The organism is Pseudonocardia sp. MH-G8, from assembly GCF_002262885.1.
Lineage (GTDB): Bacteria > Actinomycetota > Actinomycetes > Mycobacteriales > Pseudonocardiaceae > Pseudonocardia.
This window is the reverse complement of sequence record NZ_NKYF01000005.1, coordinates 352,922-370,667: the sequence shown is the minus strand read 5'-3', so window position 1 is coordinate 370,667 and position 17,746 is coordinate 352,922. Positions and strand designations below refer to the sequence as shown.

Genomic DNA, 17,746 nt, shown 5'->3' with positions numbered 1-17,746 from the left:
TTGTCGAAGGAGAACGCGGTGGAGCTCGACCTGGGGGCGGTGCGCGCCTTCGTCGCCGTCGCCGACCACCGCCGCTTCGGCGAAGCCGCCGACGATCTCGGGATCAGCCAGCAGGCCGTCTCCAAGCGGATCGCGAAGCTGGAGTCCGACCTCGGCGCCGCCCTGCTGCACCGCAGCCCGGCCGGCGCGGACCCCACCGAGGAGGGTGTCGCCTTCCTCGTGCCCGCGCGGGCGCTGCTCGGGGCGGCGGACCAGGCCCTCGACGCCGTGCGGTCCCGGCGGCGCGCACTGCGCGTCGACGTGCTCGGCACGCGCCTGGCGGCCACCGAGATGGTCCGGGACTTCCACGAGGCCACCGGCGCCGACGTCGAGATCATCACGTCCGACGGCCTGCGGTCCGCCGTGCCCGCGCTGCTGCGCGGAACGGTCGATGCGGCGTTCGTGCGGGTCCTCGGTCCGCTCGACCCCGCGCTGGCACACACCCCGGTGGCACTCGACCCGCTGCACGTGCTGGTCGGCACCCGCCACCCGTTGGCGGGCCGCAAGCAGGTGCGGATGGCCGAGCTCGCCGGGGCCACCGCGTGGATGCCCGGCAACACGCCGGGCACCGAGTGGACCGCCTGGTTCACCGACCTCGCCACCGAGTTCGCGGTCCGCATCACCAACCAGGGCCCGGACTTCGGCTTCGACCACCTGCTCGACGAGGTCTCCCGCTCGGCCGAGGTGCTCACGTTCGCGGGCGAGGGCGTGCGAGTGCCCTGGCACCCGGAGATCGTCCGCATCCCGGTGGCGCCGCCGGTGCCGGTCTACGCGCACTCGCTGCTGTGGCGGCGCGCCAACCGCCACCCGCTCCTCCCCGCCCTGATCACGCACCTGCGCGGCCGGTACCGCCCACCGACCCGGTCCGAGGTCTGGCTCGCGCCGGCGGAGCAGCACCTCTTCGCCGCGACCTGACCCACCGACCCACCGACGGCGAGCCCGCCCCACCTTCCGCGAGCCGCGCCCCCTACCCGCGAATCGCGCCCACCCACCCGCGAGCCGCGCCCACCCACCCGCGAGCCGCGCCCCCCCTACCCGCGAGCCGCGCCTACCCGCGAATCGCGCCCTGAGGCGCGCGAGCGGGCTCCCTCACGCGCGAGTTGCGTCCTCGCGCACGCGAGCCGCGGCCGCGTACCCCAGTCGCGGTGCCGTCACACACGTCGAGGTCGGGGACGGTGTCGCGAACGGTGATCGTCGATCCGGCGCATACCCGGCGACATCTCGCCGCCCCTGCACCGAAACAGTGATCACGAGGGGAAATCGAACCATGATCGGCGTTCGGGTGCAGAAGCGGCCGCATGTGGCCGCCTGTGCACCGGAACGGTGATCAGTGGGCGGGCGACCGGCGATCCAGATCTTGCCCGAGCGGCGGCCACGGGTCTGCGGCAACGGCGACGCGCCATCCATCCGCAGGCCCGACACCACCCAGGCCGACACCCCGACTCGCGCCGGAACAGCCCGACACGCGCGCACTCACACCCCGACTCGCGCGGGGCACACCGACACGCAGGCGCTCACACCCCGACACGCGCCGGGCACACCCCGACACACGCGCACCCACACCCCGACACGCGCGGGGCACGCCCCGACTCGCGCGCGCTCACACCCCGACACGCGCCGGGCACACCCCGACACGCGCGCACTCACACCCCGACACGCGCCGGGCACACCCCGACACGCGCGCACTCACGCCCCGACTCGCGCGGGGAGGGCCCGAGACGCACACCCCTACACCCGTGATGGCGTCAGACCGGGGCGACGTCCTTCTGCTTCGTGGCCTCGCGGACCGCCTCGGCCACGGCGGGGGCGACGGCGGCGTCGAACACGCTGGGCACGATGAACGACGGGTTCGGTTCCGTGACGACGTCCGCGATCGCCGACGCGGCGGCGAGCAGCATCGCGTCGGTGATGTCGCGGGCCTGCGCGTCGAGCAGGCCGCGGAAGACGCCGGGGAACGCGAGCACGTTGTTGATCTGGTTCGGGTAGTCCGAGCGACCGGTGGCGACGACGGCGGCACGGGTCGTGGCGATGGCCGGGTCGATCTCGGGGTCCGGGTTGGCCAGCGCGAACACGATCGCGTCGTCGGCCATCGTGGCGAGCTCGTCGGCGCCGAACAGGTTGGGCGCCGAGACGCCGATGAACACGTCGGCACCCACGAGCGCGTCGGCCAGGGAGCCGGAGATGCCCTCGGTGTTGGTGTGGGCGGCGATCCAGCGCAGGTTGTCGTCCAGGCCGTCGCGGCCGGGGTGGACGATGCCGTCGATGTCGACGGCGAGGACGTCACCGGGCGCGCTGGAACGCAGCAGCCGGATGATCGCCGAGCCCGCGGCGCCGACACCGCACACCACGACCTTGCAGTCGGCCAGCTTCTTGCCGACCACCCGCAGTGCGTTGCGCAGCGCGCCGAGCACCACGACGGCAGTGCCGTGCTGGTCGTCGTGGAACACCGGGATGTCGAGCATCTCGCGCAGCCGGGCCTCGATCTCGAAGCAGCGCGGGGCGGCGATGTCCTCGAGGTTGATGCCGCCGTAGGCGGGCGCCAGGATCTGGACGGTACGGATGATCTCCTCGGTGTCCTGGGTGTCCAGGCACACCGGCCAGGCGTCCACGCCGGCGAACCGCTTGAACAGCGCCGCCTTGCCCTCCATCACCGGCATCGCCGCGGCGGCGCCGAGGTTGCCCAGCCCGAGCACCGCCGAGCCGTCGGTGACGACGGCGACGGTGTTGCGCTTGATGGTGAGCCGGCGGGCGTCGGCCGGGTTGGCCGCGATCGCCTGGCAGACCCGGGCCACGCCCGGGGTGTAGGCGCGGGAGAGGTCGTCGCGGTTGCGCAGGCTGACCTTCGACTCCACGGTGAGCTTGCCGCCGAGGTGCAGCAGGAACGTGCGGTCGGAGACCTTGCGCACGCGCACGCCGGGCAGCGCCTCGAGCGCGGCGGTGATCTCCTCGGCGTGCGCCTCGTTCAGCGCGTTGCAGCTGATGTCGACGACGAGCGTGGCGGTGTGCGACTCGACGACGTCGAACGCGGTGACGACTCCACCGACGCGGCCGACCGCCATCGCGAGGTCGCCCGCGGCGCTGGCGGAGGCGGGGACCTCGACCCGCGCGGTGATGGCATATCCGGGACCGGGAACGGGCACCTGCGCACCTTACCGGCGGGGTGGATCGGGCCCTCGCACCGGCCGTCGCGGCGCAGGGGTTGTGACCTCCGGGAGCGAGGTGTGTGATGGCGGACACGTCACGGGCGCCGGCCCACAAGGAAACCGATGCAAGGAATCGGCCCGAGGAACGCAGTGTCGCGGAGGTGGTCCCATGTCCGGCAGAGCAGCAGTGGTCAAGGAGAGCGGGCAGCGCGGAGGCCGCTCGGCCGCCCCGACCGACCCCGCTCGGATCCGCAACGTGGTCCTCGTCGGACCGTCGGGATCGGGAAAGACGACGCTGGTGGAGGCCCTGCTGGCCCACACGGGGGCGATCGCGCGAGCGGGCACGGTGCTCGACGGCACCACGATCTGCGACCACGACCCTGCGGCGGTGCGCCAGCAGCGCTCGGTCGGCCTCGCGGTGGCACCCCTCCTCCACGAGGACACGAAGATCAACCTCATCGACACGCCCGGCTACGGCGATTTCGTCGGCGAGCTGCGCGCCGGGCTGCGCGCCGCGGACGCCGCGCTGTTCGTCGTGCCGGCCAGTGAGGGACGCGAGGGCGTGATCGACCCGGCCACGGTCGCCCAGTGGGAGGAGTGCGCCGCGGTCGGCATGCCGCGCGCGGTCGTCGTGGCGCGCTGCGACCACGCCCGCGCCGACCTGGAGGCCACGATCAGCGCCTGCCGGCAGTCGTTCGGCGACGGCGTCGCCCCGCTCTACCTCCCGCGGCGCGACGGCGAGCAGCTCACCGGGCTCTACGGCCTGCTCTCGCGCACCCCCGACGGCCAGGCACCCAGCGGCGCCGAGGACGCCAGGAGCTCCCTGATCGAGGGGATCATCGAGCAGTCCGAGGACGAGACGCTCATGGAGCGCTACCTCGCCGGCGAGGAGATCGAGCTCCCCACCCTGATCGACGACCTCGAGACCGCCGTCGCCCGCGGCGCGTTCCACCCCGTCGTGCCCGTCTGCGCCACGTCCGGCATCGGGTGTGACGCCCTGCTGGAGGTCCTGGTCGGCGGATTCCCGTCGCCGCTGGAGCACCCGCTGCCCCGGGTCACGGGTATCGACGGCTCCGCGCACCCCCCGCTCACCGCCGACCCGGACGGCCCGCTGGCCGCCGAGGTCGTGCGCACCGCGGCCGATGCCTACGTCGGGCGCGTGTCGCTGGTGCGGGTGTTCAGCGGAACGCTGCGGCCCGAATCGACCGTGCACGTCAGCGGCCACCACCACGTCGCGGTCCCCGAGCCGCGCTCGGCAGCCGATGACCGCGACGGCGCCCACGAAGGCGGGGACGACGGGGGGCACGACACCGACGAGCGCCTCGCCCACGTGTACGCGCCGCTCGGTTCCACGCTGCGCGAGGTCGACGCCTGCATCGCGGGCGACATCTGCGCGCTCACCAAGCTCGGCAGCGCCGAGACCGGCGACACCGTGTCGGCCGCCGAGCACCCGCTGCTGCTCTCGTGCTGGAACCTGCCGGACCCGCTCCTGCCGGTCGCGATCGTGGCGCGCACCCGCGGCGACGAGGACGCGATGGTCAAGACGCTCGCCAAGATCGTCGCCGCCGATCCGACGCTGCACCTCGAACGCAACCAGGAGACCCACCAGACAGTGCTGTGGTGCATGGGCGAAGCCCACGCCGACGTCGTGCTCTCCCGGCTGCGCGCCGGTGGCGCCGACGTCGACACCGAACCGGTGCGGGTGCCGATGCGGGCGACGATCGCGAAGCCGGCCCGGGTGACCGGCCGCCACGTCAAGCAGTCCGGCGGGCACGGCCAGTACGCGGTGTGCCACGTCGAGTTCGAGCCGCTGCCCCGCGGTGCGGGGTTCGAGTTCCGGTCACGGGTCGTCGGCGGGTCGGTGCCCACGCAGTTCGTCCCGAGCGTCGAGAAGGGCATCCGTGCGCAGCTGGTGCGCGGGATCTCCGACGAGCACCACCCGGCCGTCGACCTCCGCGCGGTGCTCGTCGACGGGAAGGCCCACAGCGTCGACTCCTCCGACGCGGCGTTCCAGACCGCGGGTGCGCTCGCCCTGCGCGAGGCGGCCGTGGCCTGCGGCACCGTGCTGCTCGAGCCGTTCGACGAGGTGTCCGTGCGGGTGCCCGACGAGCACCTGGGCGCGGTGCTCGGCGACCTGTCCGGGCGCCGCGGCCGGGTACTCGGCACCGACGTGGCCGGTGTGGGCCGCACGCTGGTGCAGGCCGAGGTGCCGTGCGCGGAGCTGCTCCGCTACGCCGTGGACCTGCGGGCGCTCACCGCGGGCGCGGCGACGTTCACGCGCCGTTTCGCCCGCTACGACGTGGCGCCGGGCGCGGACTGAACCGACGATCATGCGCCACGGCGGTAGCGTGGGCCGGTGCGAGGACGCGCGGTGCCGGCGCTGTGGACGGCCGTCTTCGTCGTGGCGTTCGGCACCAACGTGCCCACCCCGCTGCTGCTGCTCTACCGCGACGAGCTCGGGCTCTCCTCGAACGCGCTCACCGGCGCGTTCGGCGTGTACGCCGCGGGCCTGGTGCCGGCGTTGCTGCTGGCCGGCCCGGTGTCCGACCGCATCGGGCGGCGGCGCGTCGTCCTCCCCTTCGTGGTGCTGTCGGCGGTGACGTCGCTGCTCTTCCTCGGCGCGGGGTCGTCCGTGCTGCTGCTGTTCGCGTGCCGGTTCCTGCAGGGCGCGGTGTCGGGCGTGGTGTTCAGCGTCGGCACGGCGTGGCTGGGCGAGCTCGTCGGCGAACCTGCCCGGGCGGCCCGGTGGACGACGGCGGCCCTCGGCGGTGGGTGGGCCGCCGGACCGCTCACGGCCGGGTTGCTGGCGCAGTTCGCCCCGGCGCCGACCGTGCTGCCCTACCTCCTGCACGTCGCGCTGATGGTGGTCGGGCTGGTGCTGCTGCCGGTCGTCCCCGAGACCCTCGCCGCCACCGAGCGGCGCGCGGGGCCGCTGATCAACCTCGGGGTGCCCGACCGCGCTCGCCTGCCGTTCACCCTGGTGGTGCTGCCGGTCGCGGTGGGCGTGTTCACCTTCCCGTCCACGGCCGTGACGGTGCTCCCGCTGCTGATGATCCCGTCCATGCCGGAGATCGCGGTGGCCGTCACCGGCGTCGTCGCCGGGGTCACGCTCCTGACGGGCGTGCTCGCGCAGCCGATCGGGCGCCGGCTGGGCGCCGTGCGCGCCGGGCCGGCCGGGCTCGCCACCGGCGCGGCGGGGCTCGGGCTGAGCCTCGTCGGCGTGGGGCTGGACGCGTGGCCGCTGCTGGTGCCGGTGGCGCTGCTGCTGGGGGTGGGCTACGGGCTGTGCCTGGCCGCGGGGCTCACGCTGGTCGCCACGCTCGCCACCCCGACGGCGCGCGGTGCCCTCACCGGCACCTTCTACGCCTGCGCCTATCTGGGCTTCGGGGCGCCGCTGCTGCTGTCCGTGCTCGGCGGCACCGAAGGTTTCGTGGTGCCGCTGGCCGAGCTGGCGGTCGTGGTGGCGGTGGTGGCGATCGCCCTGTCCCTCCCGGCGGCGCGGCGCCTCGTCACGCCGGGGTGAGCGGCACCCGGGCCGCCACCCCGGCGATCGTGCGGGCGGTCACCCCGAACACGAACCGGTGCGCGGGCAGCTGGGCGTACCAGTACGCGCGGCCCGCGGCGCCGTGCGGGCGGAACGTCACCCGCTGGACGAGGCGGCTGCCGCCGGCGGCCGGCTCCACCCGCAGCTCGAGGCGCGCCGTGCCCGGCAGGCGCATCTCGGCACGTAGCGCCAGCGTGCGTCCCGGCTCGACCTCCTCGATGCGCCACCAGTCGAGCGCCGCGCCGGGTGCGAGCTGCTCGGGCCGCGTCCGGCGGGCGCCCACACCGCCGAGCAGCCGGTCGAAGGCACCGCGCAGCGCCCAGGCGCCCGGGAGCGTGTACCAGCCCGTGTCACCGCCCAACCCGGCGATGACGGCCCACAGCGCCGCGGGCGGCGCCGCCACCCGTTCGACGTGCTCGCTGACCAGCGGCTCGTCGGGCGTGGCCGCGGCGAGCGCGGCACGCACCGCGTCGGCGTAGGACGTGGGCCCCCCGGGCGGTGGCCCGGCGGGTGGCTCGCCGCGGCAGACGAGGTCGTGCGCCATCGACGCGAGCAGCGGACCGGCGAGGAAACGGTCCACCGACGTCAGTGCCGCGACCGCGCGGGCCGTGAGGCGCGGCGCCGCCCCCGGCACCGGGAGCACGAGTGGCCGCGGCCTCCCGGCGATCTCGGCACACCGGCCCACCATCTCGGCGTAGGTGAGGACCTCGGGCCCACCGATGTCGAAAAGGCCGTGGGTCCGCTCCGGTAGCGAGAGGCAGCCCACCAGGTGGTGCAGGACGTCGTCGACGGCGATGGGTTGCGTGCGGTTCCACGCCCGGTCGGGCATGGGCAGCACCGGCGCCACGGCGGCGAGGCGGCGGATCATCTCGAAGCTCGCCGATCCGGCCCCGACCACGATGCCGGCCTGCAGCACCACCGTCGGCACGCCGGAGGCGAGCAGCAGCTCCCCGACCTCGCGGCGCGACGCGAGGTGCTCCGAGCTGCCCGCCCCTGCCGGTTGCAGCCCGCCGAGGTAGACGATCCGCCGCACACCCGCCGCCCGTGCCGCCGTGGCCACGGCCGACGCGGCGACCCGGTCCCGCTCGGCGAACCCGGGGCCGTCCATCGAGTGCACGAGGTGGAACACCGCGTCCACGTCGCGGCAGGCGGTCACCGCCGCGCCCGTGTCCGTGGCGTCGCCGTGCACCGGCTCGACCCGGTCGGCCCAGTCCCGCCGCGCGAGCCTGCCCGCGTCGCGCACGAGGCAGCGGACCTCGTGACCGCCGTCGAGCAGGCGCGGCACCAGTCGGCCGCCGACGTAACCGGTCGCTCCGATCACCAGACAACGCACGGGTGTCAGCCTCCCGCACCCCGGCGATCACGGCACGCCGAGCGCCCGCAGACCGGCGGTCGTGGCCGCCGCGAGCACCACGACCAGCACGAACGGCACCCGCCGCCACGCCGCGACGGCCCCGACGAGCACGCCGGCGGGGCGGGCCCAGCCGGCGAACCCCCCGTCCTGGGTCAGCGCGGCGGTCGCGATCAGCGCCACGAGCAGGGCGGTGGCCCCCAGGTCCAGGTAGCGCTCGAGGCGCTCCGGCACGCGCAGCCGGTCCCGCAGCACGATCCCGACGACGCGCAGCAGGTAGGTGCCCGCAGCGAGGGTGAGGACGGCGGCCCAGTTCACGACGTCCGCCCCTCGGGTGCTCCCACCGGCGCCCGGCCCGCCGCGACCAGCCCGAGGAGGCCGACGATCACCGGCACGCCCGCAGGCAGGTACGGGGTGGCCACCAGCGCGACGGCCGCGGCCGCGAGACCGACCCGCCGCGCGTCCGCCCGGCCCAGCGCGGGCAACAGCATGGCCAGCAGCGCGGCCGGGAACGCGGCGTCCACGCCGAACGCGTCCGGGTCCGGGATGGCCGCGCCGGCCACCCGGCCCACCAGGGCGCCGACATTCCAGAACACGAACAGCAGGACCCCGCAGGCCCAGTAGGCCGCGCGGGCCCGTTCCCCGCTCCCCCGCGACCGGGAGAACGCCACGGACTCGTCCACCATCAGGTGCGCCCCGAGCAGCCGCGCGGGCCAGCTGTCGCCGACGTTCCCGCCGATCGCCAGGCCGAACGGCACGTGGCGAGCGTTCATCACGAGCCCGGCGGCGACGGCCGCCACGATGTTCCCGCCGGCCGCCACCACCGCGACGACCAGGAACTGGGAGGCGCCCGCGAACACGAGCACCGAGAGCGCCACCATGAGGACGAGCGGCACCCCGGCAGCGGCGGCCAGGGCGCCGAAGGACGCACCGACGACACCGACGGCGGCGGTCAGCGCCAGGGCGTCCCGGAGGTCGTCCGGGTGGAGTGTTCGGAACAGCGAACGCATGTCCGTTACAGTGAACGAGCGCGCCCGTGTTCGTCAAGCCGAACAAGGAGTCCGATGGACCGAACGGCCCCCCTCGCCGCCATCGCGGCCGCCCTGCGCCGCGAGCGCGGGCGCCACCACGTGTCGCTCACCGAGCTCGCCCGCCGCGCGGGCATCGCCAAATCCACGCTCTCACAGCTCGAGGCGGGCACGGGCAACCCGAGCGTCGAGACGCTGTGGGCGCTGGCCGTGGCCCTCGACGTCCCGTTCAGCCGCCTGGTGGACCCGCCGACCGCCCCGGTGCACGTGCTACGCGCGGGCGAGGGGATCGCGATCGCCTCCGAGCACGCCCCGTTCACCGGCACGCTGCTCGCCGCCTGCCCGCCCGGTGCGCGGCGCGACCTGCACGTCATCACGGCCGAGCCCGGCGCGGCCCGCGAGGCGGACGGCCACATCCCGGGCACCGTCGAGCACATGCTCGTCACGGCCGGCCGCTGGAGGGTCGGCCCGGACGGGGACGAGGTCGAGCTCGGCGTGGGCGACTACGCCCGCTTCCCCGGCGACCGCGCCCACCGCTACGTCGCCCTGTCCCCCGGCACTGCCGCAGTACTGGTGATGGAGTACACCTGAGGGGTCACCCGCGCAGGTCAGCGCGTCGCCGGGTCGGGAACCCCTTCGGTCACGCGGCCCTCGACGCGGGTGGCCGCGTCCGGGTCCGAGGGCGCGCGCCGGGCCGAGCCGGGCACCGCGGAGCTCTCCACGGCTTCGTCGGACGGCTCGCTCTGCTGCCCCTCGTCGAGCGGGTAGCGCTTCACCCAGTCGACGTGCATCGCGGACTCCTGCACCTCCCCGTCCCCGTCCTCGGGGAACCAGTCGAGCTGGACGCACAGGTGCATGGCGCGGGGCGGGAGGATCTGGGTGTCCTCGGTGCGCCACCACTCCTCGCCGTCCACGAACGCCGCCACGTGGTCGGGTGTCCACTCGACGGCCCAGTTGTGCCACTGGGTCGCGTCGATCTGCACCTCGCCGACCACCTGGTCGTTGTCCTCCCCGAAGTGCAGGAAGATGTTCGTGGTCTGGCGGGTGTGGTCCATCATCTCCATGAAGTCGATCTCGCCGCCCACCGGGAAGTCCTCGGCGTCGGGCCACAGCAGCAGCAGCGCGTTGTAGCTCTCGTCGCTCGCGGGCGCACGCACCCGTCCCTCCCAGCGCCCGTACTTCTGGCCCTCACCCCAGGCCATGCCCGCGGTGTTGCCCTCCGGGTCGCCGGTGATCGTCAGGATGCCGTCCTGGATGCTGACCGCGTCCGGGGTGCGCCTCCCGTTGTCGGCGTGCCCGGGGCCGTCGTAGACGTTCCACTCCTCGCCCAGCGGCCCGTCGAACTCGTCCGCGCGGTTGGGCTCACCCCAGCCGAACGCGGCCGCCGCGCTCGTCTCGTGGCCCGCCGACCGCCCCGCCTGGCCGGGGCGCTGTTCCGGGGCCGTGGGGCCCGGGGGGTCCGGCGGGGCCGGCGCCGCGACGGCCGCCGTCGACAGGGTGAGCAGCATCGCCGCCGCGATACCGCACACCGTGGGCCAGCGCCTCATGCGTCTCCTCCGCCACTGCAGTCCCAATCCGGACACGACGGGACGCTAGGCGGGGGTGGTGACTCCAGCAGGACGGGTCACCGGACCGGGTGCGGGAGCCGACCCGGACGGGTGAGGGCACCGGCTACGCGCCGCCTCGGCGACCGCGGGCGGCGATGACGGCCGAGATCGGCCCGAACCGCACACCACGGCGGCTGTGACCACCGTGGTGTGCGGGTCGCACCGATCGATCGTCCGAGCCGCACACCAGCGCCCGCAGCGCAACGGTGGTGTGCGGCTCGCGACGATCAAGCCGGGTGGGTCACCAGCCGCGGTCGGCGTAGCGCTGCTCGGCCGGCAGCTCGGCGACGTTGATCCCGACCATCGCCTCGCCCAGGCCGCGGGAGACCTTCGCGATCACGTCGGGGTCGTCGTGGAAGGTGGTGGCCTTGACGATGGCCGCGGCGCGCTGGGCCGGGTCGCCGGACTTGAAGATGCCCGAGCCCACGAACACACCCTCGGCGCCCAGCTGCATCATCATCGCGGCGTCGGCCGGGGTGGCGATGCCGCCCGCGGTGAACAGCACCACGGGGAGCTTCCCGGCCTGCGCGACCTCGCGCACCAGCTCGACCGGCGCGCGCAGCTCCTTGGCCGCGACGAACAGCTCGGCCTCGTCGAGCGCGGCGAGCTTGCGGATCTCCGAGCGGATCGAGCGCATGTGCCGGGTGGCCTCGACGACGTTGCCGGTGCCGGCCTCGCCCTTCGAGCGGATCATGGCTGCGCCCTCGGACAGGCGGCGCAGCGCCTCGCCCAGGTTGGTGGCGCCGCACACGAACGGGACGGTGAACGCCCACTTGTCGATGTGGTGCGCTTCGTCGGCGGGCGTGAGCACCTCGGACTCGTCGACGTAGTCGACGCCCAGCGACTGCAGCACCTGGGCCTCGACGAAGTGGCCGATGCGGGCCTTGGCCATCACCGGGATCGAGACGGCCTCGACGATGCCCTGGATCATGTCCGGGTCGCTCATGCGCGCCACACCGCCCTGCGCGCGGATGTCGGCGGGCACCCGCTCCAGCGCCATGACGGCGACGGCCCCGGCGTCCTCGGCGATCTTCGCCTGCTCCGGGGTGACCACGTCCATGATCACGCCGCCCTTGAGCATCTCCGCCATCCCGCGCTTGACGCGGGCGGTGCCCAGCGCCGACTCGGTGGATCCGGTGGCGGGTGTTTCGGGGGAGGACACGGCGTCTACCTCTCGGTTCTGCTGCAGGGAACACCCGATCCTACGTCAGGCGGGGGGTGACACCGGCCGCCGCAGGGGGGCGGCGGTGGTCACACCGGCCTCGGCGTCGGCGATCTCGAAGTACTCCGGCATCGGGGCCGTGCCGGCGAGGTGCAGCCAGCGCACCAGGCGCCGCGAGCGCAGCCCGCGGGTGTCGCGGACGGCGTCGTTGTGCACCCGCCGGGCGAGGATCACCAGCTGCTCGGCGTCGACCAGCTCCTCGAGAACCGCAGCCGGTAGCCGGGACCGGTCGGCGGCGGCGAGGGCGCGGCCCAGCCGGTTCTCCGCGGCCTCCCGCTCCGTCCCGGTGGCGCGGGCCTGCCGGGCGCCGGCCACCGCCCGGTGCACCGCGTCCGCCTCGTCGCGGCGCAGGACCGCCGCCGCGGCCAGCGCCGCCGTGGCCCGCCGCTCCAGCGCCGCCTCCAGACCGGCGCGCGCGGCGTCGGTGCGCACGTGCAGGCGGTCCAGCCGCCGGACGCGGGCGGCGACCTGCGCCACGACCCCCACCAGCACGAGCACGCCGAGGGTGACGAGCAGCCAGACGAGGACGCTCACCGGACCCGCCCCCACGGCACCGACGGGTGGACGGGGCGGGCAGGGCAGGGCCTCATCGCATGCCCTGCGCGATCGTGCGGCGCGGATCCGCCGCCACCGCCGCCCGGTAGACGCGCACCACCGCTGACGCGACCGCCGGCCAGCCGAAGTCCTCCGCGCGTACCCGGCCCGCGTTCGCGAGCGCGGCGCGCCGGGCCGGGTCGTCGAGCAGGGCGGCGAGGCGCGCGGCGAGCGCCGCGGCGTCACCGACGGCGAACAGCTCCCCCGCAGCGGGCTCGCCGAGCACGTCGCGGAAGGCATCCAGGTCACTGGCCAGCACCGGGGCCCCGGCGGCCAGCGCCTCGGCAAGGACGATGCCGAAGCTCTCCCCGCCGGTGTGGGGCGCGCAGAACACGTCCACCGACCGCAGGGCCGCCGCCTTGGTGGCGTCGTCGACGGGGCCGAGGACGTCGAGCCGATCGGCCGCCGGGCCGGCCGCCCGGCGCAACCCGGCCGCATCGCCGCGCCCGACGACCAGGACCCGCAGCCGCGGCCGGTCGGGCGCGAGCCTGCGGACGGCGTCGAGGAGGACGGGCATGCCCTTGCGGGGTTCGTCGAACCTCCCGAGGAAGCCGACCGTCTCCGGGCGCGGGTACCCGGGCAGTGCCGGCCCGGTCGCGAACTCCTCCACGTCGACGCCGTTGGGGATCTCGACGGCGTCGCCGCCCAGGTGCTCCACCTGCACGCGGCGCGCCAGCGGTGACACGGCGATGCGCGCCGTGACCTTCTCCATCAGCGGCCGCAGCACCCCGCCGAACGCGGCGAGCGCGCGCGAGCGCTCGGTGGACGTGTGGAAGGTCGCCACGATCGGACCCTCCGCGGCGAGCAGCGTGAGCACCGAGAGGCTCACCGTCGTGGGCTCGTGCAGGTGCAGCACGTCGAAGGTGTGCTCGGCGAGCCAGCGCCGCGCCCGTGCGTAGGTGAGCGGGCCGAAGGTCACCCGGGCGACGGAGCCGTTGTAGGGCACCCCGAGCGCCCGGCCGGCCGGTGTGACGAACTCCGGCACCGCCGTGCCCTCCGCCGCGGGCGCGAGCACGGCCACGGTGTGACCGAGCCGTTCCAGCGCCGCGGCGAGGCCGACGACGTGCGCCTGCACCCCGCCGGGCACGTCGAGGGAGTACGGGCAGACGATCCCGACGCGCAGCGCCGGCCCGCTCGCTCCGCCGGTCACCGGCGCTCCTGGTCCGCGGTCCACACCGGCTGCAACGCGTGCCAGTCCGCCGGGGCCTGCGCGATGAGCCGGGCGAACGCGTCCGCGATCGACTGCGTGGCCTTCGCGACCGACTCCGGGGAACGCTCCACCGGCACCGGTGCGGCGATCGGCACCACCCAGCCGTCGCGACTGAAGTGCGGGTAGGCCGGCATCAGCACCGCCCCCGTCAGCGCGGCGAGCCGGGCCGGGCCCGCGGGGAAACGCGCCGGCTCGCCGAAGAACGAGACCTCGATCCCGGAGCCGGCCAGGTCGCGGTCGGCCACCAGGCAGACCACGCCTCCGGCCCGCAGCCGGCGCGTGAGCGCACGGTGCGCAGCGGTTCCCGCTTCGGCGGCCACCACCTCGAAGCCGAGCGCCTCCCGGTAGGCCAGGAACCGGCGGAACAGCGACTCCGGCCGCAGCCGCTGCGCCATCGTCGTGAACACCGGTTCGTGCCCGAGCCCGCGCAGCGTCTCCACCACCCAGACGCCTGCCGCGTCCCAGTTGCCGCTGTGCGGCACCGCGAACACGACGCCGCGCCCGGCCGCGATCGCCTCGAAGAACGGTCCGGTGCCCGAGATTCCCTCGTCCATGCGGGCGTGCACGGCCGGTGCGTCACCGGGGCGCAGGCGGAACATCTCGCACCAGTAGCGGGCGTAGCTGCGCAGCCCGGCCCGGACGAGCCGGTCCAGCTCGGCGGGCGATGCGGCGGGCACGACCCGCGCGAGGTTGGCGCGCAGGCGCACGGCCGGACCGGCGCCGCTGCGGGCCGCGAGGTCGGCCGCGATCCGGAACACCCCCGCCGCCGCACCCGCGGGCAGCGCCCGCACCAGCCGCCACGCCGCGGCGTACTGGGCGTCGGCGAGCCGCTCCGCTGCGGTCACGGGTTCGCGGCAGGGTCGGGCGGGCCGGAGGTGGCCGGTGGTGGGACCGCCCGTTCCTGCGCACCGCGGTACACGATCGCGATCCGCTGCCCCACCGTCCACACCGACGCCGCGGCCAGCACCCACAGCGCCACGTGCAGGGCGTAGGGCACGCCCAGCCCGTGCAGCCCGCAACCCACGAGCGCGATGATCAGCCGCTCCGCCCGCTCGACGAGCCCGCCCTCGACCACGAGCCCGGCGCCCTCGGCCCGGGCCTTGATGTAGGAGACGAGCTGGCCCGACACCAGGCACAGCAGCGCCGCCACCCCGAGCACCCGCTCCTCCCCCACCCCCAGGCACCACCAGGTGAGGCCCGCGAACAGGGCGCCGTCGGCCACGCGGTCGCAGGTGGAGTCGAGCACGGCCCCGAAGAGCGTGCTGTGCCCGCGGGCGCGCGCCATCGCGCCGTCGAGGAGGTCGAACAGCACGAACAGGGTGACCACGGCGGCGCCGACGAACAGCTCGTCGCGCGGCAGGAACCACAGCGCGGCGGCCACCGAGCCGACGGTGCCGGCGACCGTGACGACGTCGGGCGCGACCCCGCGCGCGACCAGCCACCGGGCGAGGGGCTCGGTCACGCGGTTCACGTGCACGCGGGCGAAGACGTTGAGCATGGACTCCTGCTTGAGACTCCGGCGTGGTCGCCGGTACTCGGGCTGCCGGCCGCCGCCTCTACCCCGCCCAGCCTAGCGCTGCACGCCCTCGGCCCGGTCGGGCGGCGCGCCGGGCTCGGGCCACGCCGACTCCAGCAGGGCCCGGGTCTCGGACAGCAGCTGCGGGATCACCTTCGTCTGCCCGACGACCGCGATGAAGTTGGAGTCGCCGCCCCACCGCGGCACCACGTGCTGGTGCAGGTGCTCGGCGAGCGACCCGCCTGCGACCGTGCCCAGGTTCAGCCCGACGTTGAACGCGTGCGGCGCCGCCACCCGCTTCAACGCCCGCACCGCGGCCTGCGTGAACGTCATCAGCTCCGCCGCCTCGTCCGCGTCGAGGTCCTCCAGCTCGGCGACGTGCCGGTAGGGCAGCACCATCAGGTGGCCCGGGTTGTAGGGGTGCAGGTTCAACACCGCGTACACCGTGGCACCGCGCGCGAGGACCAGCCCCTCCTCGTCGGGCAGGCTCGGGATCCGGCAGAACGGGCACCCGGCCGCCCCGGCCTCCTTGATGTAGGCCAGCCGGTGCGGGGTCCACAGCCTCCGGAACCCGTCGGGCGTGCCGACGCCGTCGCGCGGCTCCATATCGGGCTCGCCCGCGTCGGTCATGCGCCGATCCTAAGCCTCGATCCGCGGAGGGGATGAGGTGGTGAAGGCATTGGTAGTGACGCCACCGACCGTTTATGAACGGTCGTTTCGGTGACCGATCCCGAATTCACTGATGCGCGTCAGTGTGTCACCAGGAACTCACCGCCGGCGGCCAGCGCCACCTCGGGACCGAAGAGCCCGGCCGGGGTGAACGCGCCGGGGCGGCCCTCGCCCTTGGCAAGGCGCTGCGCCACCTCGGTGACGGCACCGACCGTGAATGTCATGGCCTCGCCGGTGCGCAGCCAACCCTCACGCACCAGACCGGACGGCCATTCGACTCGGGCGCGACCCCAGGACGATCGGCGCGGCCGTTCCTTGGGCGTTGTCGTCGTGATGCGGGCGAGCTGCCGGGTGGCGAAGCCCGCCATGCCAGGCAGGCGCAACACGCCACCGGCCGCCAGGAGGGCCCCTCGGACGGCCGGGTTGGCCGGGGCGAGGGACGAGGCGCCGATCACCGACGGGGCGCCGCTGGTCCGCCAGGCCGCGTAGAGCTCACCGATGCCGAGGGAAGCGGTGGTGACCACGTCGCCGTCGGGGGTGGTCACCCGCTCGGCGGCACCGCCGGCCACGGTGCGCACCAACCGGTCCTGCCGCACCTCGCGGCCGCCGTCGCGCAACATCTGCACCATGGTGGAGGCCAGAGCCTCGCCGAGGGCGCCGGGTTCGGTCGCGACCGACGCGATCGCGTCGACGCGTACTCGCGAGGGCCTTTCCTCGTCCCCCAGCAGATGCCGCAGGATGCTCTCGGTCGCGAGCACGCCGAAGCCCGCCCCGGAGACCAGCGTGCGGCCGGTCGCCGTCGCCTCCCGGTCCATGCCGTGGAGCAGCTCGAAGACGCTCAGTTCATTGGCGACGTCGACGTAGTGGGTGCCCGGCGGGCAGGCCCGCGCGACCTGCGGCGCCGTGACCGGGAACGGGCCCACCGTATTGATCACTACGGCCGGCTCCTCGGCGGCGAGCTGCGCGCAGACCTCCTCGAGCGAGCCGGTCACCGCCCGGGCGTCCGGGCTCACCCGGGTCAGCCGCTCCCGATCGCGGCCAGCCGCCACCACCTCGACGCCTGCCTCCTGCAGGCGCTGCACCGCCAACCTGCCGACCCGTCCGGTCGCGCCGAGCACCCAGATCTCACCCGTCATGTTGCCCTCCATCGGTCATGACATGTCGTGTCATCACCAGCGTAGAGCACGACACGGCATGTCATCACTAGAATCAGCCGCATGGGTCGATGGAAGCCGGGTGCGCGCGAGCGGCTCGAGCAGGCCGCGCTCGACCTCTTCCTCGAGCAGGGCTTCACCGAGACCACCGTGCCGCAGATCACGGCACGGGCCGGGCTCACGACCCGCACGTTCTTCCGGCACTTCGCCGACAAGCGTGAGGTGCTGTTCGCCGGCGAGGAGTCGGTGCCCGAGCACGTGGCCCGCCTCATGGCCGAGGTCCCGCCGTCGCTCGGACCGATGGAACTGATCGTCGAGGCCCTACCGCCCACCGCGGTCGAGATCGTCGAGGGCCGCAGCCTCGACTACCTGCTCCGACGACGGGCCGCGATCGACGCCGAACCAGCCCTGCACGAGCGCGAGCTGCGCAAGTTCTCGCTGATGTCGCAAGCCCTGGAACAGGGATTCCGCGACCGCGGCGTCGACGACCTGACCGCCCAGCTGGCGGCCGAGATCGCCGTGACCACGTTCCGGATAGCGGTCACCCGCTGGATCGACCGGCACGGCGAGCCCGACCTCGCAACCACCATGATCCAGACCCTGGCGGCGATGAGGCACCTGACGAACACGCCGATCTGATCCGCGTGATCGTCTCCCCCGACGAAAGGT

The 17,746-nt window shown here is 74.7% G+C and carries 17 protein-coding genes; 5 read left to right on the top strand and 12 right to left on the bottom strand.

Going from position 1 to position 17,746, the window contains the following annotated elements; genetic code table 11:
* The first annotated feature begins 18 nt into the window (after nucleotides 1-18).
* Nucleotides 19-954 (top strand): LysR family transcriptional regulator, encoded by a 936-nt coding sequence (locus CFP66_RS15830; RefSeq protein ID WP_094924605.1) that lies wholly within the window; start codon nucleotides 19-21, stop codon nucleotides 952-954.
* Between the two features lie 830 nt (nucleotides 955-1,784).
* Here CFP66_RS15830 and CFP66_RS15825 read toward each other — a convergent pair.
* Entirely contained in the window at nucleotides 1,785-3,179 is a 1,395-nt protein-coding gene (locus CFP66_RS15825) for an NAD-dependent malic enzyme (RefSeq protein WP_094924603.1), read from the bottom strand.
* Nucleotides 3,180-3,351: 172 nt separating this feature from the next.
* Between CFP66_RS15825 and CFP66_RS15820 the strand changes: the two genes are divergently transcribed.
* Together CFP66_RS15820 and CFP66_RS15815 are read left to right on the top strand one after the other, a co-directional pair.
* Complete coding sequence (locus CFP66_RS15820; RefSeq protein WP_094924600.1) at nucleotides 3,352-5,502, top strand: elongation factor G-like protein EF-G2; 2,151 nt, start codon at nucleotides 3,352-3,354, stop codon at nucleotides 5,500-5,502.
* 36 nt (nucleotides 5,503-5,538) lie between these two features.
* Complete coding sequence (locus tag CFP66_RS15815; protein WP_198961466.1) at nucleotides 5,539-6,705, top strand: MFS transporter; 1,167 nt, start codon at nucleotides 5,539-5,541, stop codon at nucleotides 6,703-6,705.
* Here CFP66_RS15815 and CFP66_RS15810 read toward each other — a convergent pair.
* Genes CFP66_RS15810 through CFP66_RS15800 form a run of 3 tightly spaced genes read right to left on the bottom strand, consistent with a single transcriptional unit; the run spans nucleotide 6,692 to nucleotide 9,087 of the window.
* Nucleotides 6,692-8,047 carry an SDR family oxidoreductase gene (locus CFP66_RS15810; protein ID WP_369805063.1) on the bottom strand — a complete coding sequence of 452 codons (1,356 nt, stop codon included), beginning with the start codon at nucleotides 8,045-8,047 and terminating at the stop codon, nucleotides 6,692-6,694. The genes CFP66_RS15815 and CFP66_RS15810 overlap by 14 nt on opposite strands.
* Nucleotides 8,048-8,086: 39 nt before the next feature.
* Nucleotides 8,087-8,395 (bottom strand): AzlD domain-containing protein, encoded by a 309-nt coding sequence (locus CFP66_RS15805; RefSeq protein ID WP_094924593.1) that lies wholly within the window; start codon nucleotides 8,393-8,395, stop codon nucleotides 8,087-8,089.
* Nucleotides 8,392-9,087 (bottom strand): AzlC family ABC transporter permease, encoded by a 696-nt coding sequence (locus tag CFP66_RS15800; RefSeq protein ID WP_094924592.1) that lies wholly within the window; start codon nucleotides 9,085-9,087, stop codon nucleotides 8,392-8,394. Before CFP66_RS15800 ends, CFP66_RS15805 begins: the two co-directional genes overlap by 4 nt.
* Before the next feature lie 54 nt (nucleotides 9,088-9,141).
* Between CFP66_RS15800 and CFP66_RS15795 the strand changes: the two genes are divergently transcribed.
* Nucleotides 9,142-9,696 carry a helix-turn-helix domain-containing protein gene (locus CFP66_RS15795; protein WP_094924591.1) on the top strand — a complete coding sequence of 185 codons (555 nt, stop codon included), beginning with the start codon at nucleotides 9,142-9,144 and terminating at the stop codon, nucleotides 9,694-9,696.
* A 17-nt stretch (nucleotides 9,697-9,713) separates the two neighbouring features.
* On the opposite strand, the gene CFP66_RS15790 is transcribed toward CFP66_RS15795, so the two are convergent.
* From CFP66_RS15790 to CFP66_RS15755, 8 genes are all read right to left on the bottom strand, one after another.
* Complete coding sequence (locus tag CFP66_RS15790; protein WP_094924590.1) at nucleotides 9,714-10,652, bottom strand: glycoside hydrolase family 16 protein; 939 nt, start codon at nucleotides 10,650-10,652, stop codon at nucleotides 9,714-9,716.
* Nucleotides 10,653-10,953: 301 nt separating this feature from the next.
* On the bottom strand, nucleotides 10,954-11,874 hold the full coding sequence (gene pdxS / locus CFP66_RS15785) for a pyridoxal 5'-phosphate synthase lyase subunit PdxS (RefSeq protein ID WP_094924589.1): 921 nt from the start codon (nucleotides 11,872-11,874) through the stop codon (nucleotides 10,954-10,956).
* 45 nt (nucleotides 11,875-11,919) lie between these two features.
* Nucleotides 11,920-12,468: a hypothetical protein gene (locus tag CFP66_RS15780; protein ID WP_094924588.1), complete on the bottom strand. Its 549-nt coding sequence runs from the start codon at nucleotides 12,466-12,468 to the stop codon at nucleotides 11,920-11,922.
* A 52-nt stretch (nucleotides 12,469-12,520) separates the two neighbouring features.
* On the bottom strand, nucleotides 12,521-13,651 hold the full coding sequence (locus CFP66_RS15775) for a glycosyltransferase family 4 protein (RefSeq protein WP_094924819.1): 1,131 nt from the start codon (nucleotides 13,649-13,651) through the stop codon (nucleotides 12,521-12,523).
* Nucleotides 13,652-13,674: 23 nt separating this feature from the next.
* Entirely contained in the window at nucleotides 13,675-14,583 is a 909-nt protein-coding gene (locus CFP66_RS15770; RefSeq protein ID WP_094924587.1) for a phosphatidylinositol mannoside acyltransferase, read from the bottom strand.
* Nucleotides 14,580-15,236 carry a phosphatidylinositol phosphate synthase gene (pgsA, locus tag CFP66_RS15765; RefSeq protein WP_094924586.1) on the bottom strand — a complete coding sequence of 219 codons (657 nt, stop codon included), beginning with the start codon at nucleotides 15,234-15,236 and terminating at the stop codon, nucleotides 14,580-14,582. Before pgsA ends, CFP66_RS15770 begins: the two co-directional genes overlap by 4 nt.
* A gap of 72 nt (nucleotides 15,237-15,308) precedes the next feature.
* Nucleotides 15,309-15,884 carry an HIT domain-containing protein gene (locus tag CFP66_RS15760; protein WP_094924585.1) on the bottom strand — a complete coding sequence of 192 codons (576 nt, stop codon included), beginning with the start codon at nucleotides 15,882-15,884 and terminating at the stop codon, nucleotides 15,309-15,311.
* 119 nt (nucleotides 15,885-16,003) lie between these two features.
* A complete protein-coding gene (locus CFP66_RS15755; RefSeq protein WP_094924817.1) occupies nucleotides 16,004-17,059 on the bottom strand; it encodes an NAD(P)H-binding protein in 1,056 nt (351 codons plus the stop codon).
* A gap of 81 nt (nucleotides 17,060-17,140) precedes the next feature.
* On the opposite strand from CFP66_RS15755, the gene CFP66_RS15750 reads away from it, so the two are divergent.
* Complete coding sequence (locus CFP66_RS15750; RefSeq protein WP_094924584.1) at nucleotides 17,141-17,716, top strand: TetR/AcrR family transcriptional regulator; 576 nt, start codon at nucleotides 17,141-17,143, stop codon at nucleotides 17,714-17,716.
* The last annotated feature ends 30 nt before the right edge of the window (nucleotides 17,717-17,746 follow it).

What these genes read in the sequence shown, in the direction of transcription:
- CFP66_RS15820 (WP_094924600.1), top strand. Translation starts at nt 3,352, where the DNA reads ATGTCCGGCAGAGCAGCAGTGGTCAAGGAGAGCGGGCAGCGCGGAGGC.
- CFP66_RS15795 (WP_094924591.1), top strand. Translation starts at nt 9,142, where the DNA reads ATGGACCGAACGGCCCCCCTCGCCGCCATCGCGGCCGCCCTGCGCCGC.
- CFP66_RS15755 (WP_094924817.1), bottom strand. Translation starts at nt 17,059, where the DNA reads ATGACGGGTGAGATCTGGGTGCTCGGCGCGACCGGACGGGTCGGCAGG.
- CFP66_RS15760 (WP_094924585.1), bottom strand. Translation starts at nt 15,884, where the DNA reads ATGACCGACGCGGGCGAGCCCGATATGGAGCCGCGCGACGGCGTCGGC.
- pgsA (WP_094924586.1), bottom strand. Translation starts at nt 15,236, where the DNA reads ATGCTCAACGTCTTCGCCCGCGTGCACGTGAACCGCGTGACCGAGCCC.
- CFP66_RS15750 (WP_094924584.1), top strand. Translation starts at nt 17,141, where the DNA reads ATGGGTCGATGGAAGCCGGGTGCGCGCGAGCGGCTCGAGCAGGCCGCG.
- CFP66_RS15800 (WP_094924592.1), bottom strand. Translation starts at nt 9,087, where the DNA reads ATGCGTTCGCTGTTCCGAACACTCCACCCGGACGACCTCCGGGACGCC.
- CFP66_RS15790 (WP_094924590.1), bottom strand. Translation starts at nt 10,652, where the DNA reads ATGAGGCGCTGGCCCACGGTGTGCGGTATCGCGGCGGCGATGCTGCTC.